Origin of the sequence: Lysinibacter cavernae (genome assembly GCF_011758565.1) — a bacterium.
Classification (GTDB): Bacteria; Actinomycetota; Actinomycetes; order Actinomycetales; family Microbacteriaceae; genus Lysinibacter; species Lysinibacter cavernae.
In genome coordinates this window covers 784,494-804,877 of the sequence record NZ_JAAMOX010000001.1, presented here as the reverse complement: position 1 = coordinate 804,877, position 20,384 = coordinate 784,494, and the positions used below count along the sequence as shown (strand labels likewise).

Sequence of the window (20,384 nt, the reverse complement as noted above, 5' to 3'; positions counted from 1 at the left end):
GTCCTCAACATAATTGGGGGCGGTGGCCTACGGAGTTGTAGGGCGTGCATCCCACATTAGTTGAATCATCAATTGAAGCCTGAAGAATAACTGGGGAAGTCCTGCGCAAAGAGTGGGAGCGGCTCTAGCCGTCCTTTCGCACCCATTGAACCTGGAATCCCTCCGGCACCTGTGTCTTGAGCTGTTCGTTGGCTCCTGGAAGATCGTCGGCTTCAATCTGAATCTCGCGCGTCTCAATCGAGCGCAGCATGGCAGTGTACATAGGCATGCAACAAGGCTACTGGAGTGGGCGAGCGGATGCCGCTGGCTCGCCAACGACCGCGCCATCGACGGATTCGTGGCTGCGGCGCAATCGCGATGGAAGGACAACCCAGAGGATGACCGCGAAGAGGGCGACGCATCCACCTGCAATGAAGCCGCACAGTCGTGACAGGACGACGTCAAAGAGCAAAAACGTCACGCCGACAAAGATGAGGCCAATAATGCAGAGTGTTATTCGCAACATGACGTCCCCGTATTGCACGACGCCACGCTTTTCGCCCCGCCCAAAGACCGCCCGATGCAAGGCAACGGGCGCAAGGTTGACGACCGTACCGAGCGCGGTCAATCCAACAAGCGCGAGGTACACGCAGCGTTGCACAGAATCGAGGTCGCTAAAACGTGGTTGAAATGCGGCGGTCAGGAGAAAGCCGGTAAGGACTTGAATGCCGATCTGTGAAACACGAAGCTCCTGGAGTAGCTCTGACCAGTTGCGATCGGCACGTTCGTTTCGGGACTCGTCCCGTCCGTCATTCTGTCCCTGTTTGCTGTCACGAGCGTCTGCCGGTGGTTCGTTGTGGTCTGAGGGATTGTCTCGGGTGGAGTGACTCATCCCCCGACTGTATGCGGGGGCTGAACGAGCCGCCAGGGGCTTGAACTTCGGCAGCGATTGCCGGTGACGCGCAGTCAACGCGCTGGAGCGGGCCGAGCTCACCGCCGTTCTGACAGCGCTTAACGAAAAAGCCCGGTCAAAACCGAAGTTCTGACCGGGCCTATGTGGAGGGGATGACGGGAATCGAACCCGCATCATTAGTTTGGAAGACTAAGGCTTTACCACTAAGCTACATCCCCACAATTACTGAGTAACTGTGATGCGCTACTCGTGAAGAAACCTTCAGGAGCAACGAGTAATTAGCTTAGTACAAATTTTGGCGACCGTGAACAACGGCGGCCGCGACACGCCATTTTTAAGAGATTTTCTGCGGAAATACGCGGAAAAATTCGTCAGATTTTCATTGGTGTCAGCAACGACGGTTTCTGTCAGCTAGACTTGCGGAGGTCAATCTTGCTAGCCACGTTTTCGAACGGAGCATCCCTAGAGATTGACTATCGGATTGCGTGACGATCCGGGGCGTAGCTCAGCTTGGTAGAGCGCTCGTTTTGGGGGCGAGAAGTCGCAGGTTCAAATCCTGTCGCCCCGACACATGAGTTATAAAGTCTCACGAAATACAGTGACGATGTCACTCGATCAAGGAAGAAACACAAAGTGCCTACAACTACCGTCGAGAAGCTCAATCCCACCCGCGTCAAGTTGTTGGTTGCGGTAACTGGAGACGAACTTCAGCCGCACATCAAGAAGGCATATCAGACGGTTTCCGAGCAGATCAGCATCCCTGGTTTCCGTAAGGGCAAGGTTCCTGCAGCTATCATCGACCAGCGCGTTGGCAAGGGCGCTGTCATCGAACAGGCAGTTAACGACTCTCTCGACGAGTTCTACCGCGCAGCACTCGACGGTTCGGATGTCCGCCCAATGGGCCGTCCAAGCGCCGACGTGGTCGAGTGGCTCGACATCAAGGATCTTTCTGGCACGTTGACCCTCGCGTTTGAGGTTGAGGTCCGTCCAGAGTTCGACATTCCCAAGCTCGACGGCATCAAGCTCACGGTTGATGACGCTGAGATCGACGCCGACGCCGTTCAGGCAGAGCTTGACGAACTGCGTTCGCGCTTCGGCACGCTCGTGACGGTTGACCGTCCAGCGAAAAAGGGTGACTTCGTCACGATTGATCTTGTTGCCAAGATCGAAGACGCAGAGGTTGACTCTGCATCGGGTATCTCGTACGAACTTGGTTCCGGCGAGCTCATCGAGGGCATCGACGAGGCGCTTGACTCACTCACGGCCGACGAGACCACAACGTTTACCTCAACGCTGCTTGGCGGCGACAACGAGGGCAAGGACGCCGAGATCACGGTTACCGTTACCGCTGTCAAGGAGCGCGAGCTTCCTGAGGCGAACGATGACTTCGCTCAGATCGCCAGCGAGTTTGACACCATCGACGAACTGAAGAAGTCGCTCGAAGAGCAGGTTGGTAAGCAGGCTGTCTTCACGCAGGGTCGTCAGGCTCGCGATGCGTTTGTTGACCTCCTGCTTGAGAAGGCCGACATCCCCGTTTCTGAAGAGATCGTCAACGACGAGGTTCACCGTCACCTTGAGGGCGAGAACCGCCTTGAGGACGACGAGCACCGTGCAGAGGTCACTGCCTCGAGCGAGAAAGCCCTGCGCACGCAGCTGCTGCTCGATGCGATTGCTGAGCAGGAAAACATCCAGGCTACCCAGAACGAGCTCACGCAGTACATCATCTCGTCTGCAGCCCAGTACGGCATGGAGCCTGGTCAATTCATTCAGGCCCTTGAGCAGAACAACCAGATCCCAGTGATCGTTGGTGAGGTCGCTCGTAACAAGGCACTCGCCGTTGCTCTTGGTAAGGCAACCGTGACCGATAAGTCGGGCAAGCCTGTTGACCTAAGCGAGTTCACCGCTGTTGATGCTGGCGAAGAGGGCGAGGCCGCTGAGGCTGAGGCTGAGAAGCCTGCCAAGAAGGCTCCGGCCAAGAAGGCAGCCCCAAAGAAGGCAGCCGCGAAGGCTGACGAGGCCACCGACGAGGCAGCAGAGAAGCCAGCGAAGAAGGCTCCGGCCAAGAAGCCGGCAGCGAAGAAGGCTCCCGCCAAAAAGGATGCCGACAAGTAGTCACAGATCATTCACAAAGCGCGTCCTCATCTCACGATGGGGGCGCGCTTTGTCGTTTGGCCGAAAGAGCGCCCGTGATTTCCGGTCGGGATTCTCAAAACCGTGGATGTGACACGCCGCTGTTCGCCAGAGGCCTCGCATTTTCCGGGGTTCTTTGGCCTTTTGGTTTGCCCTGAGCGAACTAGCCAAATTGACGGCGTTAGACCATATAGATTCGACTCAAGCCCACAACCGAAATGGAGCCCTCTATGAGCGAAATAACACTTCCCAATAGTGTCTTCGAACGACTGCTGAAAGACCGTATTATCTGGCTCGGCTCCGAAGTGCGCGACGACAACGCAAACGAGATCTGTGCAAAGATCTTGCTCCTCGCCGCAGAAGACCCAAAAGCGGACATCTACCTCTACGTCAACTCGCCCGGCGGTTCAATCACCGCAGGCATGGCGATCTACGACACGATGCAGTTTGTGCCAAACGACATTGTCACCGTTGGTATCGGAATGGCGGCCTCGATGGGCCAGTTCCTCCTGACGGCTGGCACGAAGGGAAAGCGCTACATCACGCCAAATGCACGTGTACTGCTGCACCAGCCACACGGTGGTTTTGGTGGAACGGCAAGCGACATCCAGACCCAGGCTCAGCTCATCGTCTCGATGAAGAACCGCCTCGCAGAGATCACCGCCTCGCAGACCGGCAAGACCGTCGAGCAGATCAACGAGGACGGCGACCGCGACCGTTGGTTTACCGCTCAGGAAGCCCTCGAATACGGCTTTGTTGATCACATGCGCGAATCTGCAAGCGACGTTATCGGAGGCGGCGGAACCGCAGCCGACACCGCCGAAGACGCCAAGAACTAATCGCCGCACGAGAAAAGGAACAATCAATGACTATCCCACAGGTTGGCGGCACCGCATTCTCCGGCATGCAGGCTCCCGGTTCACGATACATCCTCCCAAGCTTCGAAGAGCGGACGGCCTACGGCTACAAGCGCCAAGACCCCTACGCAAAGCTGTTTGAAGACCGCATCATTTTCCTGGGTGTCCAGGTCGACGATGCCTCCGCAGACGACGTTATGGCGCAGCTGCTTGTGCTTGAGAGCCAAGACCCCGAGCGTGACATCCGGATGTACATCAACTCTCCAGGTGGCTCGTTCACTGCGATGACGGCCATCTACGACACCATGCAGTACATCCGTCCGCAGGTCCAGACGGTATGCCTCGGGCAGGCTGCATCCGCGGCAGCCGTGCTGCTTGCAGGTGGCGCCCCCGGTAAGCGACTAGCTCTGCCCAACGCGCGCATCCTGATCCACCAGCCGGCCGTTGGCCAGGCCGGGCACGGGCAGGCGTCCGATATCGAGATTCAGGCGGCCGAGATCCTTCGCATGCGCGAGTGGCTCGAGGCGACGCTCGCTCACCACTCAAACCGAAGTGTTGAGCAGGTGAACAAGGACATCGATCGCGACAAGATCCTGAGTGCAGCGGAAGCGCTTGACTACGGACTGATCGATCAGGTTCTCATCGGTCGCAAGACCGAAGCTGCCCTCACCAAGTAGGCGTGCTTAGCGGGGCGAATCCTTTGATTCGCCCCGTTTTTGCGCATTTCCTTCTCCTCCCAAACGGCGTTGCGTCCTGCAGTGTCGGTGGGAGGGGTTAGGCTCGTATTCAGGTAAACATCATGGGGTCACACACGACACCCACGATCTCACAAGGAGGAACCCCATGGCTCGGATAGGCGAAAGTGCCGATCTCCTGAAGTGTTCCTTCTGTGGCAAAAGCCAGAAGCAGGTCCAGCAGCTCATTGCCGGCCCTGGTGTCTATATTTGCGACGAGTGTGTTGAACTCTGCAACGAGATCATCGAAGAGCGTATGGCCGAAGAAGGCGAGAGCGTTCAGGGCGAGTTTGAGCTTCCCCGCCCGCGCGAAATCTTCGACTTCCTCGAGGAATACGTTATCGGGCAAGAGACCGCAAAGCGTTCGCTCGCCGTGGCCGTGTACAACCACTACAAGCGCGTTCGCGCTATGTCTTCGCTGACAAGCGCCGATTCTCTTGCTGACGAGATCGAAATCTCGAAGTCGAACATCCTGCTGGTTGGGCCGACCGGCTGTGGCAAGACCTACCTCGCACAGACGCTTGCCAAGCGCCTCAACGTGCCATTTGCCGTTGCCGATGCAACCTCGCTCACCGAGGCCGGCTATGTTGGCGAAGACGTTGAGAACATCCTCCTCAAGCTCATTGCCGCGGCTGACTACGACGTCAAGCGCGCTGAAACCGGCATCATCTACATCGACGAGATCGATAAGATTGCGCGCAAAGCAGAGAACCCCTCAATCACGCGAGATGTGTCTGGCGAAGGTGTTCAGCAGGCGTTGCTCAAGATTATCGAAGGCACCGTTGCCTCGGTGCCGCCCCAGGGCGGGCGCAAGCACCCCAACCAAGAATTTATCCAGATCGACACCACCAACGTGCTGTTCATCGTTGCGGGAGCATTTGCCGGTCTCGAAGACATCATCTCTGAGCGTGCCGGCAAGAAGGGCATCGGATTTGATGCTCCACTGCATACCCAGGGCGAAAACCTCAACCTGTTTGGCGATGTCCTGCCGGAAGACCTCCACAAGTTTGGTCTGATCCCCGAGTTCATCGGTCGTCTCCCCGTCGTCACGAGCGTGACACAGCTTGACCAGGCTGCGCTCATGCAGATCCTTACCGAGCCGAAGAACGCTCTCGTCAAGCAATATGAACGCATGTTTGAGCTTGACGACGTTGAGCTCGAATTTGAGTCGGCGGCCCTCGAAGCGATCGCCGATCTTGCCGTTCGGCGCAAGACCGGTGCACGCGGACTTCGGGCCATTCTTGAAGACGTGCTTGGTCCAACCATGTTTGAGGTTCCTTCAACCGAAAACGTCGAGAAGGTCATCATCACCGAGGCCTGCGTTACCGAGGGCGCTATGCCAACTCTGGTTCTGCGCAAGGCCCGCCGGGCCGATAAAACGGCCTAACAACGGCCTCTGATCTGGGGCGTTGTCTCTGATCGGTCGCCTTCTTTGACCGGGGTTGCCGTCTTTGATCGGGGTTACTGTCTCCGATTGCGCCATTGCCCGTGCTCGTCGTCAGTGTGTTTGCTTCACGTGGGCAGCAACTCTGCTTCAGGCAGGCAGGCAGGCAACGCTTTACGTCACGCTGCCACCGGCCTTGCTTCAGGTATGCAGTGACGTTGTGTCACGGCGGTAGCGACTTTGCGTCACGGAGGCAGTGACGTTGTGTCACGGCGGTAGCGACTTTGCGTCACGGTGGCAGCGATTCGGCTTCAGACGGGTAGTGACGTTGTGTCACACGGGCAGTGACTCTGGGTCACGTAGGCAGTGACTCAGCTTCAGGCAAGCAGCGACTTTGCGTCACGCTGGCAGCTTGAGTCCTGCCAAGACGGGTAGGCGCGTCTGAAGCTTCTCTATGAGACGAGCGTTGAATCCGTTTGGCCGGTGTACACGATTCCAATTTGTGTTGACACGCCGTTGTAAGTGGAGACGGGCGCCCTCAGCAGCGTCAGTTTGAGCGTGAGCAACTGTTCAACACCAGGGGTTCCAAGGGTGCTGCGCTCTGCCAGCGAGTTGAAGTCTGCAATTGACACGTCTGTTGCAACGAGTGTTGTTGTAGGGGACTGGGTCGTACCCCACCAAGCGGTGATCACGACGTAGTCGTAGATTGATGCGCATGGTCCCGTGCAAGTCGACGGTGCCGTGATGGTCGGGATGATCCGGCCGCCGACTGGCGATTGCGCGGTTACCCGGGCAGACGACGTCACGATAAGGGGTTTTGAGACCGCACCAACTGGTGCGGTCGTATCGACTATGCCATTGACGACCGCAGCCGTAGCTTCGGTTGTTGCCGCCGACCAGAGATTTCCGTTGTTGTTTGCTTTGACTTCTATGCCAAACAGTGCGGGGCTCCCAATCGCTTGTGTGTTCGCGGTGGCACCATCGACGTAGGCGGCGGAGCTGCTGTCGAGCGTGGGGAGTGCAAGCACGCCTGCGCAACCGGCGGCTGCGAGGGCAAGCATCGCGCGGCGCTTGGTGGTCAGGGTACGGCGAGTCGAGCGCGCCTTGGCAGGGATGCGCCGCTCGTATTTCGAAAAGGGGTTCATGGCGGAGGGCTCCAACTAGGTTGTTGTCGTTGTGGTGCGAGTGGGTGACCGCGCATGCCTGTCAAGGGAAGGCATCCGCGGCTAGCCAGGAGTGGTTTGATTAGCGGGGCAGTATCTGTTGTTTTCCGAGGGACGTGGTCGGCGTGCCGATGTTGGCTTCGTTAATGAACCAGCCAAACCCCCACCAATACAGCGCCTCATCTTCGGCGACGAGCGCACTCGTCGTGAATGAGCCCGGAAAGACTCTGAGGATGGTTTTTCCTTTGAGCGCACCGTTCATGATTGTGGCCATAGGTATGGCTGATGTCTGTCGTACGGTTCCATTTGTTCCCATTGCCCCAATCGGCCCCCAGGTGTGTAACGTGCCGTCCTGAAGGAGCGCGTAGATGGGTCCTGCCCATTCGCTAAACAGTTTTGCCACTGGGCGATTGGCGATGGTGCCATACGAGTTCACCGCCGTTGGTTCTCTTACCGTGCCGCTGTTGTTCACGCCAAGAGCGGCGCCGGAACCCCAGGAATACAGGACACCGTTTGAGTCCACAGCGAGGCTCGCTTGTTCTGACGAAGCAACACTTACGAGCGTCTTGTTGAGAAGCGCACCAGTCGCCTTTACCGCCCAGGGAAACCTATTGAGCGGCCCGGAGTCAGTGAGGCCCCATTGAATTGCTTTTCCGTCAGTGGTGAGACCCACGACGCCATTCTTGCCACCAGCGATTGCTTGAAGCTTTGTTCCCGTAAGCCCCGTTGGAAACGTGAGCTCGTGCGGTGTCCTGTCGGTTGGGCGAGTGCTTGAGTTGGAGTCGACAGTGCCGTTCCCAAACTGGCTCCAGTTGTTTTGTCCGAAGCTAAAGACTCGACCTGTGGAAGTGAGGACCGAGAAGCTTACGTTGGTACTCGTGAGTTCGACGGTTTGTTCTCCTGCATCCAGGGGGAGAGGGAGCTTTGTGATCGAAACAGGAACGATCTCCCATACATAGACATCCCCAAGGTCGTCTAGCCCCACCATCAGAGTGTCATTGCACACGAGTCGTTCGATTTTCTTACCAAGCAGGGGTCCGGAGGCGCTGATGGAGGTGTATGACGTGCCGGAGCCGTAGTAGACGATTCCTTCCTCCGTCACCCCGTAGTCGATTTTTGGGGTTGTGCAGGTCATTCGATAGGCAGGGACGAGGCTGATCGTAGCGTTCGTCTGCGCATTGCTAATTGAGGAGTACGCGCTGTCGGTTTGATGGGCGGTGACCGCAACCTGTAGGCCGGCTAAAGCGAGGCTAGCGGTGGCCGCATAGGCAATGAAGCGAACGGTGCGGCGAACGAAGCACGTTTCGCGCGCGGTGGTACGACGACGAGGAAGGGGAGGCATGTGATCATCTTTTGGTCGGAAGAATGCGACAAGTTTTTGTTGACCGCATCGCTCAAGGAGTGAGCTTGTGCCCCTTACAGTAGCTCTTTTTTGGCTCACGCACAAAGGTTTAGTTAACCTTAAGAATTGTTCTCAAAATCTGTAATGTCCGCGGAGAATTGAAGGTGAAACAATACGCAGGTATGCAATGTTGGGTTGTTAGCTGTCCTCTTGGACGACAGAGTTTCTCCGTATTCACGGCGTTGGACCGAGCCGAGCATTGATGCCGCTGACGAGTGATACGGGGCGCGTAAGGATCGAGTAGTTTTGTCGGATGCTTGACCAACTTGCCACATGGGCCCATTTAGGATTGGTCCGTGACTGTGCGTGACCGTGCTTGGCCCGAGGGCAACCTGCTGCTCGTGGTGCTACTGAGCGCGTCTCCGGCGCTCTGTGCGTGTCACTCTTCCGACACTAGTTTGCCGGGGCTCGCTTGAAGAATGTTGCCCAGCAATCAGTCACGTTGTGCGTGCAACTTGGGCATGTGGTGACCAGGCGGGCTCAGTCGGGTTGGTGAATGGTTGCCTAGCCAAGTGAGGAATCTGTGATGCCGTTATAGACGACGCCAACGTTTGTCGCGACCCCGTTATAGATGGCGAGCGGCGGACGGCGCAGGGTGATCTTGATGGTGAGGAGCTGTTCCGTGCCGGGAGTGGCAGTGACACTGCGGGAAGTGAGGGCGTTGAACGCTGGCACCGTGACATCGGTTGCGATTGGCGAGGTCAACGGTGCCGCTGGTGTGCCCCACCAAGCGCTCAGCTGAATGAAATCGTAGATTGACGCACAGGTTCCGATGCAGTCCGAGGCTGGTTTGATAGTTGGTGTGATTGTGCCGCTCACCGTTGAGGTTGGGCTGACCCTGACCGATGACGACATGAGCAGGGGCTTGGATACGGAACCGGGTGGAACCGTCGTGTCTGTGATCGCATTGACGATGGCTGCAGTAGCCTCCGTTGTTGCAGGAGACCAGATGTCGCCATTATTATTCGACTTGACCTCAAGGCTGAATGCAGCCGGCATGCCTATGAGGTTTGGACTTGCCTTGGCCTCGTCAACATAGGCGGCAGAGCTTGAGCCGAGTGTTGGGAGCGTCAGGGCACCAACACCGGCAACAACCGTCAGGGCGAGGAGCAGTCGTCCCCGTGATGTCAGCCGCGGGCGCTGAATGTGGTTGCGATGTCTCTGTTGGGAAAGGATCTTCATTGTGAACGACTCCAGCGGGTGCGTAGGTGCGAAAATGAACGTTTCTGCCGTGCGTATGGCACAGCATCATTGGGAGGTCGAGTTACTGGGGAATCAGCTGTTGGCTGCCAATCGAGTAAGTTGGCCGTCCCACGTTCGGCTCGTTGATGAACCATCCGAAGCCCCACCAGTACAGCGCTTCGTCTTCGGCAATCTGTGCGCTCGAGGTGTATGAGCCTGGAAATACATTGAGGATAGTCTTCCCCTGAAGCGCACCTGACATATCGGTCGCTGCTGGTATCGGTGACCGTGTCACGATCAAGCTGTCGATGCCCATGGCGCCTGAGGCGCCCCAGGTGTGAAGTGTGCCGTCTTGGAGCAACGCAAAAACAGGGCCAGCCCACTGTGAGAAGAGTTTTGCCACTGGTCGCTTGTCGATGCTGCCAAATGGATTGACGAGTGTTGGCTCGTATACGGTGGTTCCGGTACTGTTCAGGCCGAGGCCGAGGCCTGAGCCCCAGGAATAGAGCATGCCCTTGGAATCGAGTGCGAGGTATGAATTCTGAGCTGCACCAGCGGAAACAAGGGTCCTGTCTGTGATTGCTCCGTAAATCTGTCGGGGAAGCGGGGTTGCCGTTCCCAGGTCGGAAAGGCCCCATTGGATGGCTTTACCATCGGTGGTAATACCAACCACTCCCGAGGCGCCCCCAGCTATTGACTTGAGTTTCGTTCCAGTGAGTGCGGCTGGGAACTTGAGTTCGTTCGGTATTCTGTCTGTTGCGCGCGTGCTCTGCGTCGTGTCAACGCTGCCATTTCCAAACTGCCCGTAGTTGTTTTGCCCGGTGCTAAATACTCGCCCAGCTGAGGTAAGTATGGAGAATGAGGCAAAGGTGCTTGTGATGGAGATGGCCTTTTCGCCGACAGCGAGTGGCAAACTCAGTTTTGTGATGCTGATAGGGATAATCTCCCAGATATAGACATCACCCAGGCTGTCGAGCCCCGCCATGAGTGTGTTGTTGCACGCGAGTTGATCAATCTTTTTGCCGGCAAGTAGTCCCGTTTGGCTTACAGGGACGTGTGTGTTGCCCTGCCCGTAGTAAACGTTTCCTTCTTCGGTAACGCCATAGTCGGTCGCTGGGGTGGTGCACGTCATGCGGTAAGCCGGCACAACGCTGACCGTCAAGTTGGCTCGCGAGTTACTGGTCGCTGAATACGCACTATCTGTCGGCTTCACCCCGTTGAGGAGGTGGAGTCCGACGGTGAAGCATGCAAGAGTGGCGAAGCAGGCGACCACTCGCAGGATAAGTCGGGGCCGGGGCCTGTTTTGACGTGTTTTGGGGGGCATGGAGTCGTTTTCGGGTTAAAGCGATGTGGTCCAATTTTCAAGAGCACGTCGCTAACTTGGTGAGTTCGTGCTGATTACAGTATCCCTTTTTTCCAGTGCGCGCAAACAGTCAACATACCTCATGTATGTTGCGCAAAGTGTGTAATGTTTAGCGAAAAAACGCCACAAAACAAATTAATGTTTTGTGGCGAAAATCCTTGTTTTGTATGGGAAAGCGTCGCATTGAGCCAGCGTTGCCGAACGTTCCGCGTTTGACGTTAGCCGTTCAACCAATCGTCGTCGTCATCGTCGATCATGAGGTGGCCAACGGCTGGCGAACTACCGACAGCGCTCGACTCGCTCCCCAATAGAACGACGGCCTGTCCCGACGGTTGTTCCCGTACTTGGGTACCGTCATCGTGCTCGCATACTGCCCTGCCCTCAAGCCAGGTCAGCGTCCAATAGCTGGCGGAAGCAGCGTGACCCGCGCTGGCGGCTTCGGTGGCAATCATCCGCTCAGCCTCGGAGACAGCGTGGACAACGTGCTCGCCGAGGCGGTTTGGGGGAGTATCCCCAAACCGCCATCGCGTACCAAGCTGCATATTTGACTATTCCGCAGCGGCTTCGAGCTCAATCTCGGTGACGGCGAATTCATCGCCCTCAACAAGGGAAAGCTCAATAATGCGGCCGACGGCTTTCAGGTCATCGGCAGCAAGGGCGAGCACCACGAGCTGCTCGTGTGGGGCTGCGATGACCGCGTTGGTGACGACCGTCTTCTGGGAAGCTTTCGCGTCGGTCTTTGCGCGACGGATTCCGATAAGCGCGGCCGAGGCCTGCACCAGCACATTGGGGTCGCCTGCCGTTTCACCCAACTCAGATGAAACTGGCCATGCAGCGTTGTGCACCGACGTGTCGTTGAACCACGACCAGGCCTCTTCCGTGGCAAACGGGATAAAGGGTGCAAACAAGCGAAGGATTGACGAGAGCGCGATCCGGAGGGCAGCTACTGCCGAACCCTGTGCTGCCCCGCCGCCGTCTGCGTAGGCACGTTCCTTGACAAGCTCAAGGTAATCGTCGCAGAAGGTCCAGAAGAAGGTCTCGGCGACTTCGAGGGCCTTGGCGTGATCGTATGCCTCGAATGCGCGGGTGGCCTCGTCGATGACGGTTGACAACGTCGCGAGCATGCTGCGATCAACCGGCTCGGTGACGGCGTTCGCCTGTGACGAGTCAAAGCTCAAGATGAACTTGGATGCGTTGAGGACCTTGATGGCAAGCCTGCGGCCAATCTTGATCTGCGTAGGGTTCTGCGGGTCGAAAGCCGCGTCAACGCCAAGCTTCGAGGACGCCGCCCAGTAACGGACCGCATCCGAGCCGTGCTGCTCAAGCATGCCAGCCGGAGTGACGACGTTGCCCTTTGACTTCGACATCTTCTTGCGGTCTGGGTCGAGAATCCATCCGGAGAGGCCTGCCGCCTTCCACGGCTTCTTGTTGTACTCGAGTACCGAGCGCAGCATCGTCGAGAACAGCCAGGTGCGGATGATGTCCTGACCCTGTGGGCGCAGATCAAACGGGAAGACGAGGTCGAATAGCTCGTCGTCGCGGTTCCATCCGCCAGCAAGCTGCGGGGTGAGTGATGAGGTTGCCCACGTATCCATGACGTCAACCTCTCCAACGAAGCCGCCAGGCTGATTGCGCTGGTCTTCGGTGTAGCCTGGCGCGGCATCCGACGAGGGATCAACCGGGAGGGATTCTGCCGTGGCCATAATGGGCTGATCGAAGACGGGGTTTCCGTCGGTGTCGAGCGGATACCAGACGGGGATGGGCACGCCGAAGAAACGCTGGCGCGAGATGAGCCAGTCTCCGGAGAGGCCGTTGACCCAGTTTTCGTAACGGACGCGCATAAACTCCGGGTACCAGTTCAACTCGTTGCCAAGCTCGACCAGGCGTGATTTCAGTTGCTCGTCGTGTGCGCCGTTCACGATGTACCACTGGCGGGTCGAGACGATCTCTAGGGGCTTATCGCCCTTCTCGAAGAACTTGACCGGGTGGGTGATGGTGTTTGGTTCGCCAATGAGTTCACCAGATGCCTGCAACAGTTCAACCATGGCCTTCTTCGCCGAGAAGACCGTCTTTCCTGCGATCTCAGCGTATGCAGCGCGGCCAGCCTCTGAGGTGATGGCTTCTGGCGCTTCGGAGATGATGCGTCCGTCGAAGCCCATGATGGCACGGTTTGGCAGGCTCAGTTCGCGCCACCAGACCACATCGGTGAGGTCGCCAAACGTACAGATCATGGCGATTCCAGATCCCTTATCTGGCTGGGCCAGGTGGTGCGCAAGCACAGGAACCTCGACGCCGAAAACGGGCGTGGTGACGGTCGTGTTGAAGAGCGTCTTGTAGCGCTCGTCGTCGGGGTGGGCCACAAGGGCGACACATGCGGCGAGGAGCTCAGGGCGGGTGGTCTCGATAATGATGTCGTCGCCGTTGGCGTCGCTGCGGTGGAACGCGAGTTTATGGTACGCGCCGGGCTGGTCTCGATCTTCAAGCTCTGCCTGGGCAACGGCTGTGCGGAACGTCACGTCCCACAGGGTTGGGGCCATGGCCTGATATGCCTCGCCGCGCTCAACGTTCCGGATGAAGCCCAGCTGTGACGCGCTGCGCTCGTCGTCGCCGATCGTGCGGTAGGTCTGCTTCCAATCGACAGACAGGCCTAGCGTGCGCCACAGCGATTCAAACTGCTTCTCGTCCTCAACGGTGAGTCGCTCGCAGAGCTCGATGAAATTGCGTCGCGAGATGGGCAACTGGTCTGCAGCTTTGCTGCTCTTATTGTCTCCGCCCTCAAACGGCGGGGTGAAGTCTGCGTCGTAGGGAAGCGACGGGTCGCAGCGTACTCCGTAGTAGTTCTGAACCCGGCGCTCTGTTGGCAGTCCGTTGTCGTCCCAGCCCATTGGGTAGAAGACGCGCTTGCCGTTCATTCGCTGGAAACGGGCCACCACGTCGGTGTGGGTGTAGCTGAAAACGTGTCCGACGTGCAGCGAACCCGAAGCGGTTGGAGGGGGAGTGTCAATCGAGTAGACACACTCGCGCGTTGCGCCCTCGCGATTGAAGCTGTACGTCTGGGCTGCCTCCCACGACTGGCCCCACTTCTCTTCGAGTCCTTCGAGTGCTGGCTTTGCGGGTACGCGGGCGTCGGTCATCTAAAAAACTCCAGTTGATAATGGTTGGCGCTTGGCGGATGCGTGACCGATTTGGTCGCGTAATCACGGGCAAGGATGCCGTAGGGCGAGACTGCTCTAGTGTATCGGTTGTGGCCGCTACTTGCTGTTTTCGAAGCCGTCGGCGAGTGGGGCGAGGGCGCGCAGCACATAGGGGGCGAGAGGGCCCCTGTCACTGCCTGCGCCAGCCCATGCTTGCGCCGCCGCGATAACCGCGGCAATGCAGGTGTACGAGATGACGCGAGGGAGAGCATCCTCAGCCGAGACCTTCAGCCTGTCGGCGGCGAAGAATCTGAGGGTGTCTGCCTGCGCAGTAAAACGGCTGAGGGCGGATGCTTGCAGTTCGGCGAGACTGCCAATGATGTTGTACTGCGTGAGAACCCAGGGAACTTTGCCGGGCCCGAACTCGGCAACAACATCGGCGAAGGCTTCGCCGATAGCCCGAATGACGGGCAGCTTTGGGTCGGTGTCGGCGAGAAAGGCGGGCAATTTGGCGAGTTGCTCGTCGACGTCGCCCCAGAACACGTCACCTTTTGCCGTGAAGTAATTGAAGAACGTGCCGCGGCTAACGCCAGCCCGCTGGGTGATGTGGTCGATGGTGGTTTTTGCGTAGCCGTTTTCGACAAACAGTTCGAATGCTGCATCTTCAAGAACTTCTCGGCTGGATACGCGTGGGCGGCCCCTTCGTGCCTTCGTGTTGGATGCCTTGGTGTCGGTGAGGACGTGGTTGCGACGCGGCCGACCGGTTCAGCGGCGTCGCTGACGGCGTCGTTGTTCTGCGGATCGAGCGTGTTGGCCATGATTCTCCGAAACGAATTACTTGTACTGAATCTAGTTATGTATATAGTTAACTCCGCAGCATGGAACCCATGCGGCTTTTCCTATTCTTCCCTACAACACCCATTACCGGAGGACTTGTGTCTGTCAGGCCCGTATTTTCCCGCTCGTCGCGCGTTACCATCGGTGCCGCAGCCCTTGCAAGCCTTGCGCTGCTGCTCGGGGGTTGCGCAACTGGCGCTGGCGCAGACTCTTCAGGAGAAAAGACCCTGACGTTTGCCGTTTCCGGGGCAAACGTCACCGATGGGCACCTTGACATTCACAAGACGCAAATCGATGGCTCCGCAACCATCCTTCGCAACGTCTTCGATTCTCTTGTTGACGTGGATGAGGACGGCCAGGCGGTTGCGTGGCTCGCCACCGACTGGACCGTTTCGGATGACGGCCTCGAATACACCTTCAATCTGCGTGATGACGTGGTGTTCCACGACGGTGAAAAGTTCAATGCGGCAGCGGTCAAAGCCAATTTTGAACACGTGGTCGACCCCGAAACCGAGTCGGCCCAGGCGCTGAGCCTGCTTGGCGGCGACCGCTTTGAGAAGGTTGAGGTGGTGGACGAGTATACGGCAAAGTTGGTGCTAAATACGCCGTTTGCGCCGCTCCTCCAGAACCTCAGCTACACACAGCTTGGGTTCTACTCGCCAAAGGTCTTGGACGAAAAGAAGAGTGACCTTGCGGCTGGCGGGGCGGGAGTTACCGTCGGTTCTGGACCGTTTACGTTTGACGAGCTCGTTGGAAAGCAGGAAATTGTGCTCAAGAAGTATGCGGATTACAACTGGCCGTCCGCTGCCTCGAAGCACAGCGGCCCCGCGAACCTCGACACGCTCGTCATCTCCATGCTGCCCGAAAGCTCAGTGCGTGTAGGTGCGGTTAACAGCGGTGAGGCTGACGTGGCTTCCGGACTTCCTGCTTCCGCTATTGGCGAGCTGAACGATTCGCTGACGGTTGAAAAGCGAGAGGTCCTTGGCATCCCGTACTCTCTCTATCTGAACGACGGATTTGGAGTCTTCGCTGACGCGAATGTTCGCAAAGGATTCCGCAGTTCGCTTGACATCGACTCTGCCGTAGACACCGTCTTCTTTGGGGAGTTTGACCGGGCCTGGAACATCCTCTCGTCGAATACGCCCGGAACCGTTCCCGACGACATCGACGGTAGTTGGAGCTTCGACCCTGAAGCAGCCAATGCGGCATTTGACGCGGCCGGCTGGACCGAGCGTGACGCCGATGGATACCGGACCAAAGACGGAAAGCGCCTGAGCGCGACCTGGATTGCATGGACTCCCGTTTCGGAAGAGAATCAAAGCCTTGCCAACGCGTTCCAAGACGATGCCAAGAAGGTTGGTTTCGAGCTGAAGCGCGAAAACCTTGAACCTGCGCAGTACAACGAGAAGTACATCCCACGAACGTTTGACCTGACTGACTGGTCATACTCGGGAATCGACGCAGACATCCTCCGCAACCACCTGTACAGTGAAGGATTCCAGAACGCCTCGACCGTTGTTCGTCCCGACATCGATGCGCTGCTTGACCAGGCGGCTGAGTCGACTGACCCAGCAGAGCGCGCCGACCTCTACCGTCAGGTGCAAGAGTGGAACAACGAGTTCATCGCCATCATCCCAATCCATAAGGCCTACGAAGTGACCGCGGTTGGCGAGGGCGTAACTGGCCTCACGTTTGACGCATACGGCCGGCCGAAGTTTTACAGCGCCGACGTGAGCTAGTCTCACACCTGCATCTATTAGTGAGTTTTTGCGCGGATTGAGCTATTTTTGCGCAGAAACTCGCAAATAGATGCAGGTTCAGGGAGGGTTTCGGGATGTGGATGAGGAGTGGACGCGTGAAGGGTGCCTTACGTCGCGTCGCCCGCAGACTCCTCCTGAGAATCGCGGGGTTACTCGTCGTGATCTGGGGGGCCGTCACCATTGCCTTCTTCTCCATCAAGCTGGTTCCCGGCGACCCCGTTGACATCATGCTTGGGCCATCAGGCCAGATGAGCCAAGAAAAACGGGATCAGATTCGTGAGGGACTCGGGCTCGACCTTCCGGTGTGGGATCAGTACACGGCCTACCTTGGGCGCATCCTCCGCGGTGACCTTGGCGAGAGCTACCAGTTGCGAAAGCCCGTAGTTGAGGTCATCGGCTCGCAGCTTGCCGCAACGCTGCAGCTCACTGCCGTAGCGCTTGCTATCGCTGTCTTGCTCATCGCCTGTGGGGCGCTGCTTGGTCGGAGGGCCAAATGGCGTGGCGCAATTACCGCTGTTGAACTCATCGCGGTTTCGGCGCCGGTGTTCTGGACCGGGCTGCTGTTGCTCGGCTTCTTTTCGTTCCTGCTTGGCTGGTTCCCCATTTCTGGGTCAAAGGGAGTGTCGTCCGTCATCCTGCCTGCCGTTACCATCGCAATCCCGATCAGCGCCGTTGTTGGGCAGGTGCTACGACGGGGCATCGAGTCTGCCGAACAGGAACCGTTTATTGAGACCGTGCGGGCCAGAGGCGTTGCCCCGACGAGGCTACTCACGCATCACACGCTCCGCCATGCCGCAAACGGAACCCTGACCCTGAGCGCTTACATCGCCGGGTCGCTGATCGGCGGGGCGGTGCTGGTCGAGACAATTTTCGGTCGCTCTGGGCTTGGCAGGGTCACCCTCGACGCGATCCTGGCGCGTGACCTGCCAACCGTGCTTGGCGTTGTACTTGTCATTGCGTTTGTGTTTGTCGCGATTAACACCGTTGTTGATCTGCTGAGTGAAGTGATTGATCCTCGCCTCTCGCGCGCGGTGGTCGGGATGGGGCGGGCATCCTCATGACCACGGCCACCGTCCTTGCCCCGCTGCGTCGTCGCACCCTTGGCAGCAAAATCGCGTCAGTCGCAGCGATCGCCTTTCTGCTGCTGCTTGTGGTTGCGGCGCTGTGGCCGCAGCTGTTGACACCGTACGACCCACTTGAAAATGTGCTCGCTCGGGCCCTGCAACCGCCGAGCCCAGCACATCCCTTCGGCACTGACCAGACGGGTCGCGACGTGCTCAGCCGCATCGTCTACGGAGCACGGTACTCGCTTGGTGTTGGGCTTGCCGCGGCGGTTGGCGCAGCGGCCATTGGAACCCTTATCGGTGCCTTGCTTGGCCTCGCCCCTCGCTGGCTGGATGCCGTGTTCATGCGCGCCGTCGAAATTCTGATGGCATTCCCCGATTTCTTGACGGCGCTGGTTGTCCTCGCTGTGCTTGGTGCCGGACCGGTGAATGTCGCGATCGCGGTGCTCATCGGGGCGATTCCTGCGTACATCCGAGTGGCACGGGCCGAGATGCTCACCGTGCGGCAGACGGATTACGTGCAGGCCGCAACCCTGCTTGGCCGGCATCCGCTCTACGTGCTTCGCCGCCATATCCTTCCGGCAACGCTTCGGCCTATCCTTGTGTTGACGACCATCGGGATTGGCACGAGTATCGTCGCCGCGGCCGGCCTGAGTTTCCTCGGTCTTGGCGCGCAAGAGCCCGATCCAGACTGGGGTCTCATGCTTTCCAGCGCACGAAACTCACTCAGTCGGGCCTGGTGGTTGGCGGTCTTTCCCGGTCTCGCGATCATCCTCACTGTGCTCTCGGTTTCGGTCGTTTCCCGCGGGTTTGAGGCCGGGCTGTACCGCCTGCCGAAGCCGGGAACCGCTATCGATCGGGGCGGCCGTCCGGCTGAGCGCCTTGTCAACGGAAAGGCCAGCTCATGACGATGGATGTTGTTGCAGAGCTCGTCAACCTGCGCATCGCCTCGACCGAGCGGATGCTGGTTGACGGCGTGAGCCTGACGGTTCGAGCTGGCGAGTGTGTCGCGATTGTGGGGGAGTCCGGCTCCGGCAAGACCCTCGTCACGCGCAGCCTGATCGGTCTGGTCTCGCCCGAACTCCGAGTCGAGGCTGATGTGCTCGACCTGTGCGGCGAGGATGTGCGTGGACTTGGCGAGGCAGGCTGGCGTGAGCGCCGTGGCGTCAGCGTTGGGCTCGTGAGCCAGGATGCGCTGCTGTCGCTTGACCCGCTCCAACGAATCGGCAACGCCGTTGCGGAGCCGCTGAAGGTCCGCGGGGTTGGCAATCGGAGGGATCGCCGTGACCGCGTCACGGGCTTGCTCGAACGGGTGAAACTGCCTCGCATTGACTCGATTGGGCGTGCGTATCCGCACGAGTTGTCAGGCGGTTTGCGGCAACGGGCGCTCATTGCCCAGGGCATCGCGGCGGGCCCCCGACTGCTGATCGCTGATGAGCCAACAACGGCCCTCGACAGCACCGTGCAGCGGCACATCGTTGGGTTGCTCAGAGAATTAACGGACGACGGCATGGGCCTGCTGCTCGTGAGCCACGATCTTGGGATGGTCCGTGACATAGCCGACACCGTGCTTGTGATGCTCGACGGTGTTGTTGTTGAGCGAGGAACTCCGGACGAGATTTTGCGAGCGCCCCAGCATCCCTACACCCGTCGGCTCGTTGCGGCGATTCCCCACGGCACAGCCCCAGTATCGACGGCGATTTCGCGTACCGTGCTCAGCGCAGCTGGCCTTCGGAAGAGCTTCCATAGCCCAGACGGCAGTGTGCTTGACGCGCTGAAGGATGCGTCTTTTAGCCTTGGCGAGCGGGAAACGCTTGGCATCGTGGGGGAGTCTGGTTCAGGAAAGAGCACTATCGCCCGTATCGTGATGTGCCTCGAACGCGCGGATGCCGGCTCCGTCTTGCTGAACGACGAACCCTGGACCGCGCTCAGCGAGCGTCGTCGCAGGCCGATGCGGGGCCACATCCAGCTGGTGCATCAGGATCCGTACTCGGCGCTCAACCCGGCCCGATCGGTTGGCGCCTCAATCGCCGAGGCCCTGCCTCATCTGCAGGGTGCTGCGCTTCGGCAGCGCGTGGATGCCCTCCTCGCCAAAGTCGGGCTCGAAGCGTCGCTCGGTGGTCGCCTCCCGAAGGAACTCTCTGGTGGGCAGCGTCAGCGGGTCGCGATTGCTCGCGCCCTGGCGCCAGAGCCAGCCGTGCTGGTGTGTGATGAGGTTGTGAGCGCGCTCGACGTCTCTGTGCAGGCTGACATTATCGCGCTGCTTAAGCAGCTGCAGGCCGAGGACGGACTCTCGCTGATGTTTATCTCGCACGACCTCGCAGTGGTGCGAGAACTGAGCCACAACCTGCTGGTCATGCGCGACGGAGAGATCGTGGAGCAGGGACCAACCGAGCGGGTGCTGGCCGAGCCCCGGCATCCGTTTACCAGGGAACTGATTGCGAGTTCGACGTCGCTGCGGCTGTGAGCGGTGCCGTGGCGC

17 protein-coding genes and 2 tRNA genes are annotated in these 20,384 nt (G+C 58.7%); 9 read left to right on the top strand and 10 right to left on the bottom strand.

Annotation, left to right across the window (positions count from 1 at the left end; all coding sequences use genetic code 11):
* Positions 1 to 124: 124 nt before the first annotated feature.
* From FHX76_RS03780 to FHX76_RS03770, 3 genes are all read right to left on the bottom strand, one after another.
* Positions 125 to 268: a hypothetical protein gene (locus FHX76_RS03780; RefSeq protein ID WP_167148058.1), complete on the bottom strand. Its 144-nt coding sequence runs from the start codon at positions 266 to 268 to the stop codon at positions 125 to 127.
* Positions 269 to 277: 9 nt separating this feature from the next.
* Positions 278 to 871 carry a DUF6328 family protein gene (locus FHX76_RS03775; RefSeq protein ID WP_208402430.1) on the bottom strand — a complete coding sequence of 198 codons (594 nt, stop codon included), beginning with the start codon at positions 869 to 871 and terminating at the stop codon, positions 278 to 280.
* 165 nt (positions 872 to 1,036) lie between these two features.
* A tRNA-Gly gene (locus tag FHX76_RS03770) sits at positions 1,037 to 1,110 on the bottom strand.
* 276 nt (positions 1,111 to 1,386) lie between these two features.
* Between FHX76_RS03770 and FHX76_RS03765 the strand changes: the two genes are divergently transcribed.
* From FHX76_RS03765 to clpX, 5 genes are all read left to right on the top strand, one after another.
* Positions 1,387 to 1,460 (top strand) — tRNA-Pro (locus FHX76_RS03765).
* Positions 1,461 to 1,525: 65 nt separating this feature from the next.
* The gene (tig, locus tag FHX76_RS03760; protein ID WP_167148056.1) at positions 1,526 to 3,004 is read left to right on the top strand and encodes a trigger factor; all 1,479 of its coding nucleotides are present in this window, start codon (positions 1,526 to 1,528) and stop codon (positions 3,002 to 3,004) included.
* A gap of 248 nt (positions 3,005 to 3,252) precedes the next feature.
* Positions 3,253 to 3,861: an ATP-dependent Clp protease proteolytic subunit gene (locus tag FHX76_RS03755; RefSeq protein ID WP_167148054.1), complete on the top strand. Its 609-nt coding sequence runs from the start codon at positions 3,253 to 3,255 to the stop codon at positions 3,859 to 3,861.
* Between the two features lie 26 nt (positions 3,862 to 3,887).
* Complete coding sequence (locus tag FHX76_RS03750) at positions 3,888 to 4,556, top strand: ATP-dependent Clp protease proteolytic subunit (protein ID WP_167148052.1); 669 nt, start codon at positions 3,888 to 3,890, stop codon at positions 4,554 to 4,556.
* A gap of 166 nt (positions 4,557 to 4,722) precedes the next feature.
* Complete coding sequence (clpX, locus tag FHX76_RS03745; protein WP_167148050.1) at positions 4,723 to 6,000, top strand: ATP-dependent Clp protease ATP-binding subunit ClpX; 1,278 nt, start codon at positions 4,723 to 4,725, stop codon at positions 5,998 to 6,000.
* 449 nt (positions 6,001 to 6,449) lie between these two features.
* On the opposite strand, the gene FHX76_RS03740 is transcribed toward clpX, so the two are convergent.
* The 7 genes from FHX76_RS03740 to FHX76_RS03710 form a co-directional block, all read right to left on the bottom strand.
* Positions 6,450 to 7,142 carry a hypothetical protein gene (locus FHX76_RS03740; RefSeq protein ID WP_167148048.1) on the bottom strand — a complete coding sequence of 231 codons (693 nt, stop codon included), beginning with the start codon at positions 7,140 to 7,142 and terminating at the stop codon, positions 6,450 to 6,452.
* A gap of 100 nt (positions 7,143 to 7,242) precedes the next feature.
* Entirely contained in the window at positions 7,243 to 8,502 is a 1,260-nt protein-coding gene (locus FHX76_RS03735) for an RCC1 domain-containing protein (protein ID WP_167148046.1), read from the bottom strand.
* A 564-nt stretch (positions 8,503 to 9,066) separates the two neighbouring features.
* Positions 9,067 to 9,744: a hypothetical protein gene (locus tag FHX76_RS03730; RefSeq protein ID WP_167148044.1), complete on the bottom strand. Its 678-nt coding sequence runs from the start codon at positions 9,742 to 9,744 to the stop codon at positions 9,067 to 9,069.
* Positions 9,745 to 9,826: 82 nt separating this feature from the next.
* Positions 9,827 to 10,876 (bottom strand): RCC1 domain-containing protein, encoded by a 1,050-nt coding sequence (locus FHX76_RS03725; protein WP_167148042.1) that lies wholly within the window; start codon positions 10,874 to 10,876, stop codon positions 9,827 to 9,829.
* Between the two features lie 449 nt (positions 10,877 to 11,325).
* Positions 11,326 to 11,649: a hypothetical protein gene (locus FHX76_RS16075; protein ID WP_208402429.1), complete on the bottom strand. Its 324-nt coding sequence runs from the start codon at positions 11,647 to 11,649 to the stop codon at positions 11,326 to 11,328.
* A gap of 6 nt (positions 11,650 to 11,655) precedes the next feature.
* Positions 11,656 to 14,241 carry a valine--tRNA ligase gene (valS, locus tag FHX76_RS03715; protein ID WP_167148040.1) on the bottom strand — a complete coding sequence of 862 codons (2,586 nt, stop codon included), beginning with the start codon at positions 14,239 to 14,241 and terminating at the stop codon, positions 11,656 to 11,658.
* Positions 14,242 to 14,358: 117 nt separating this feature from the next.
* Entirely contained in the window at positions 14,359 to 14,784 is a 426-nt protein-coding gene (locus FHX76_RS03710; RefSeq protein ID WP_208402428.1) for an acyl-CoA-like ligand-binding transcription factor, read from the bottom strand.
* Between the two features lie 344 nt (positions 14,785 to 15,128).
* On the opposite strand from FHX76_RS03710, the gene FHX76_RS03705 reads away from it, so the two are divergent.
* The 4 genes from FHX76_RS03705 to FHX76_RS03690 all read left to right on the top strand — a co-directional run bounded on the left by FHX76_RS03705 (position 15,129) and on the right by FHX76_RS03690 (position 20,369).
* Complete coding sequence (locus FHX76_RS03705) at positions 15,129 to 16,817, top strand: ABC transporter substrate-binding protein (protein ID WP_167148038.1); 1,689 nt, start codon at positions 15,129 to 15,131, stop codon at positions 16,815 to 16,817.
* A 116-nt stretch (positions 16,818 to 16,933) separates the two neighbouring features.
* The gene (locus FHX76_RS03700) at positions 16,934 to 17,899 is read left to right on the top strand and encodes an ABC transporter permease (protein ID WP_341777851.1); all 966 of its coding nucleotides are present in this window, start codon (positions 16,934 to 16,936) and stop codon (positions 17,897 to 17,899) included.
* Positions 17,896 to 18,810 carry an ABC transporter permease gene (locus FHX76_RS03695; RefSeq protein WP_167148034.1) on the top strand — a complete coding sequence of 305 codons (915 nt, stop codon included), beginning with the start codon at positions 17,896 to 17,898 and terminating at the stop codon, positions 18,808 to 18,810. The genes FHX76_RS03700 and FHX76_RS03695 overlap by 4 nt, the downstream gene beginning before the upstream one ends.
* Positions 18,807 to 20,369: a dipeptide ABC transporter ATP-binding protein gene (locus FHX76_RS03690; protein WP_243848575.1), complete on the top strand. Its 1,563-nt coding sequence runs from the start codon at positions 18,807 to 18,809 to the stop codon at positions 20,367 to 20,369. Before FHX76_RS03695 ends, FHX76_RS03690 begins: the two co-directional genes overlap by 4 nt.
* The last annotated feature ends 15 nt before the right edge of the window (positions 20,370 to 20,384 follow it).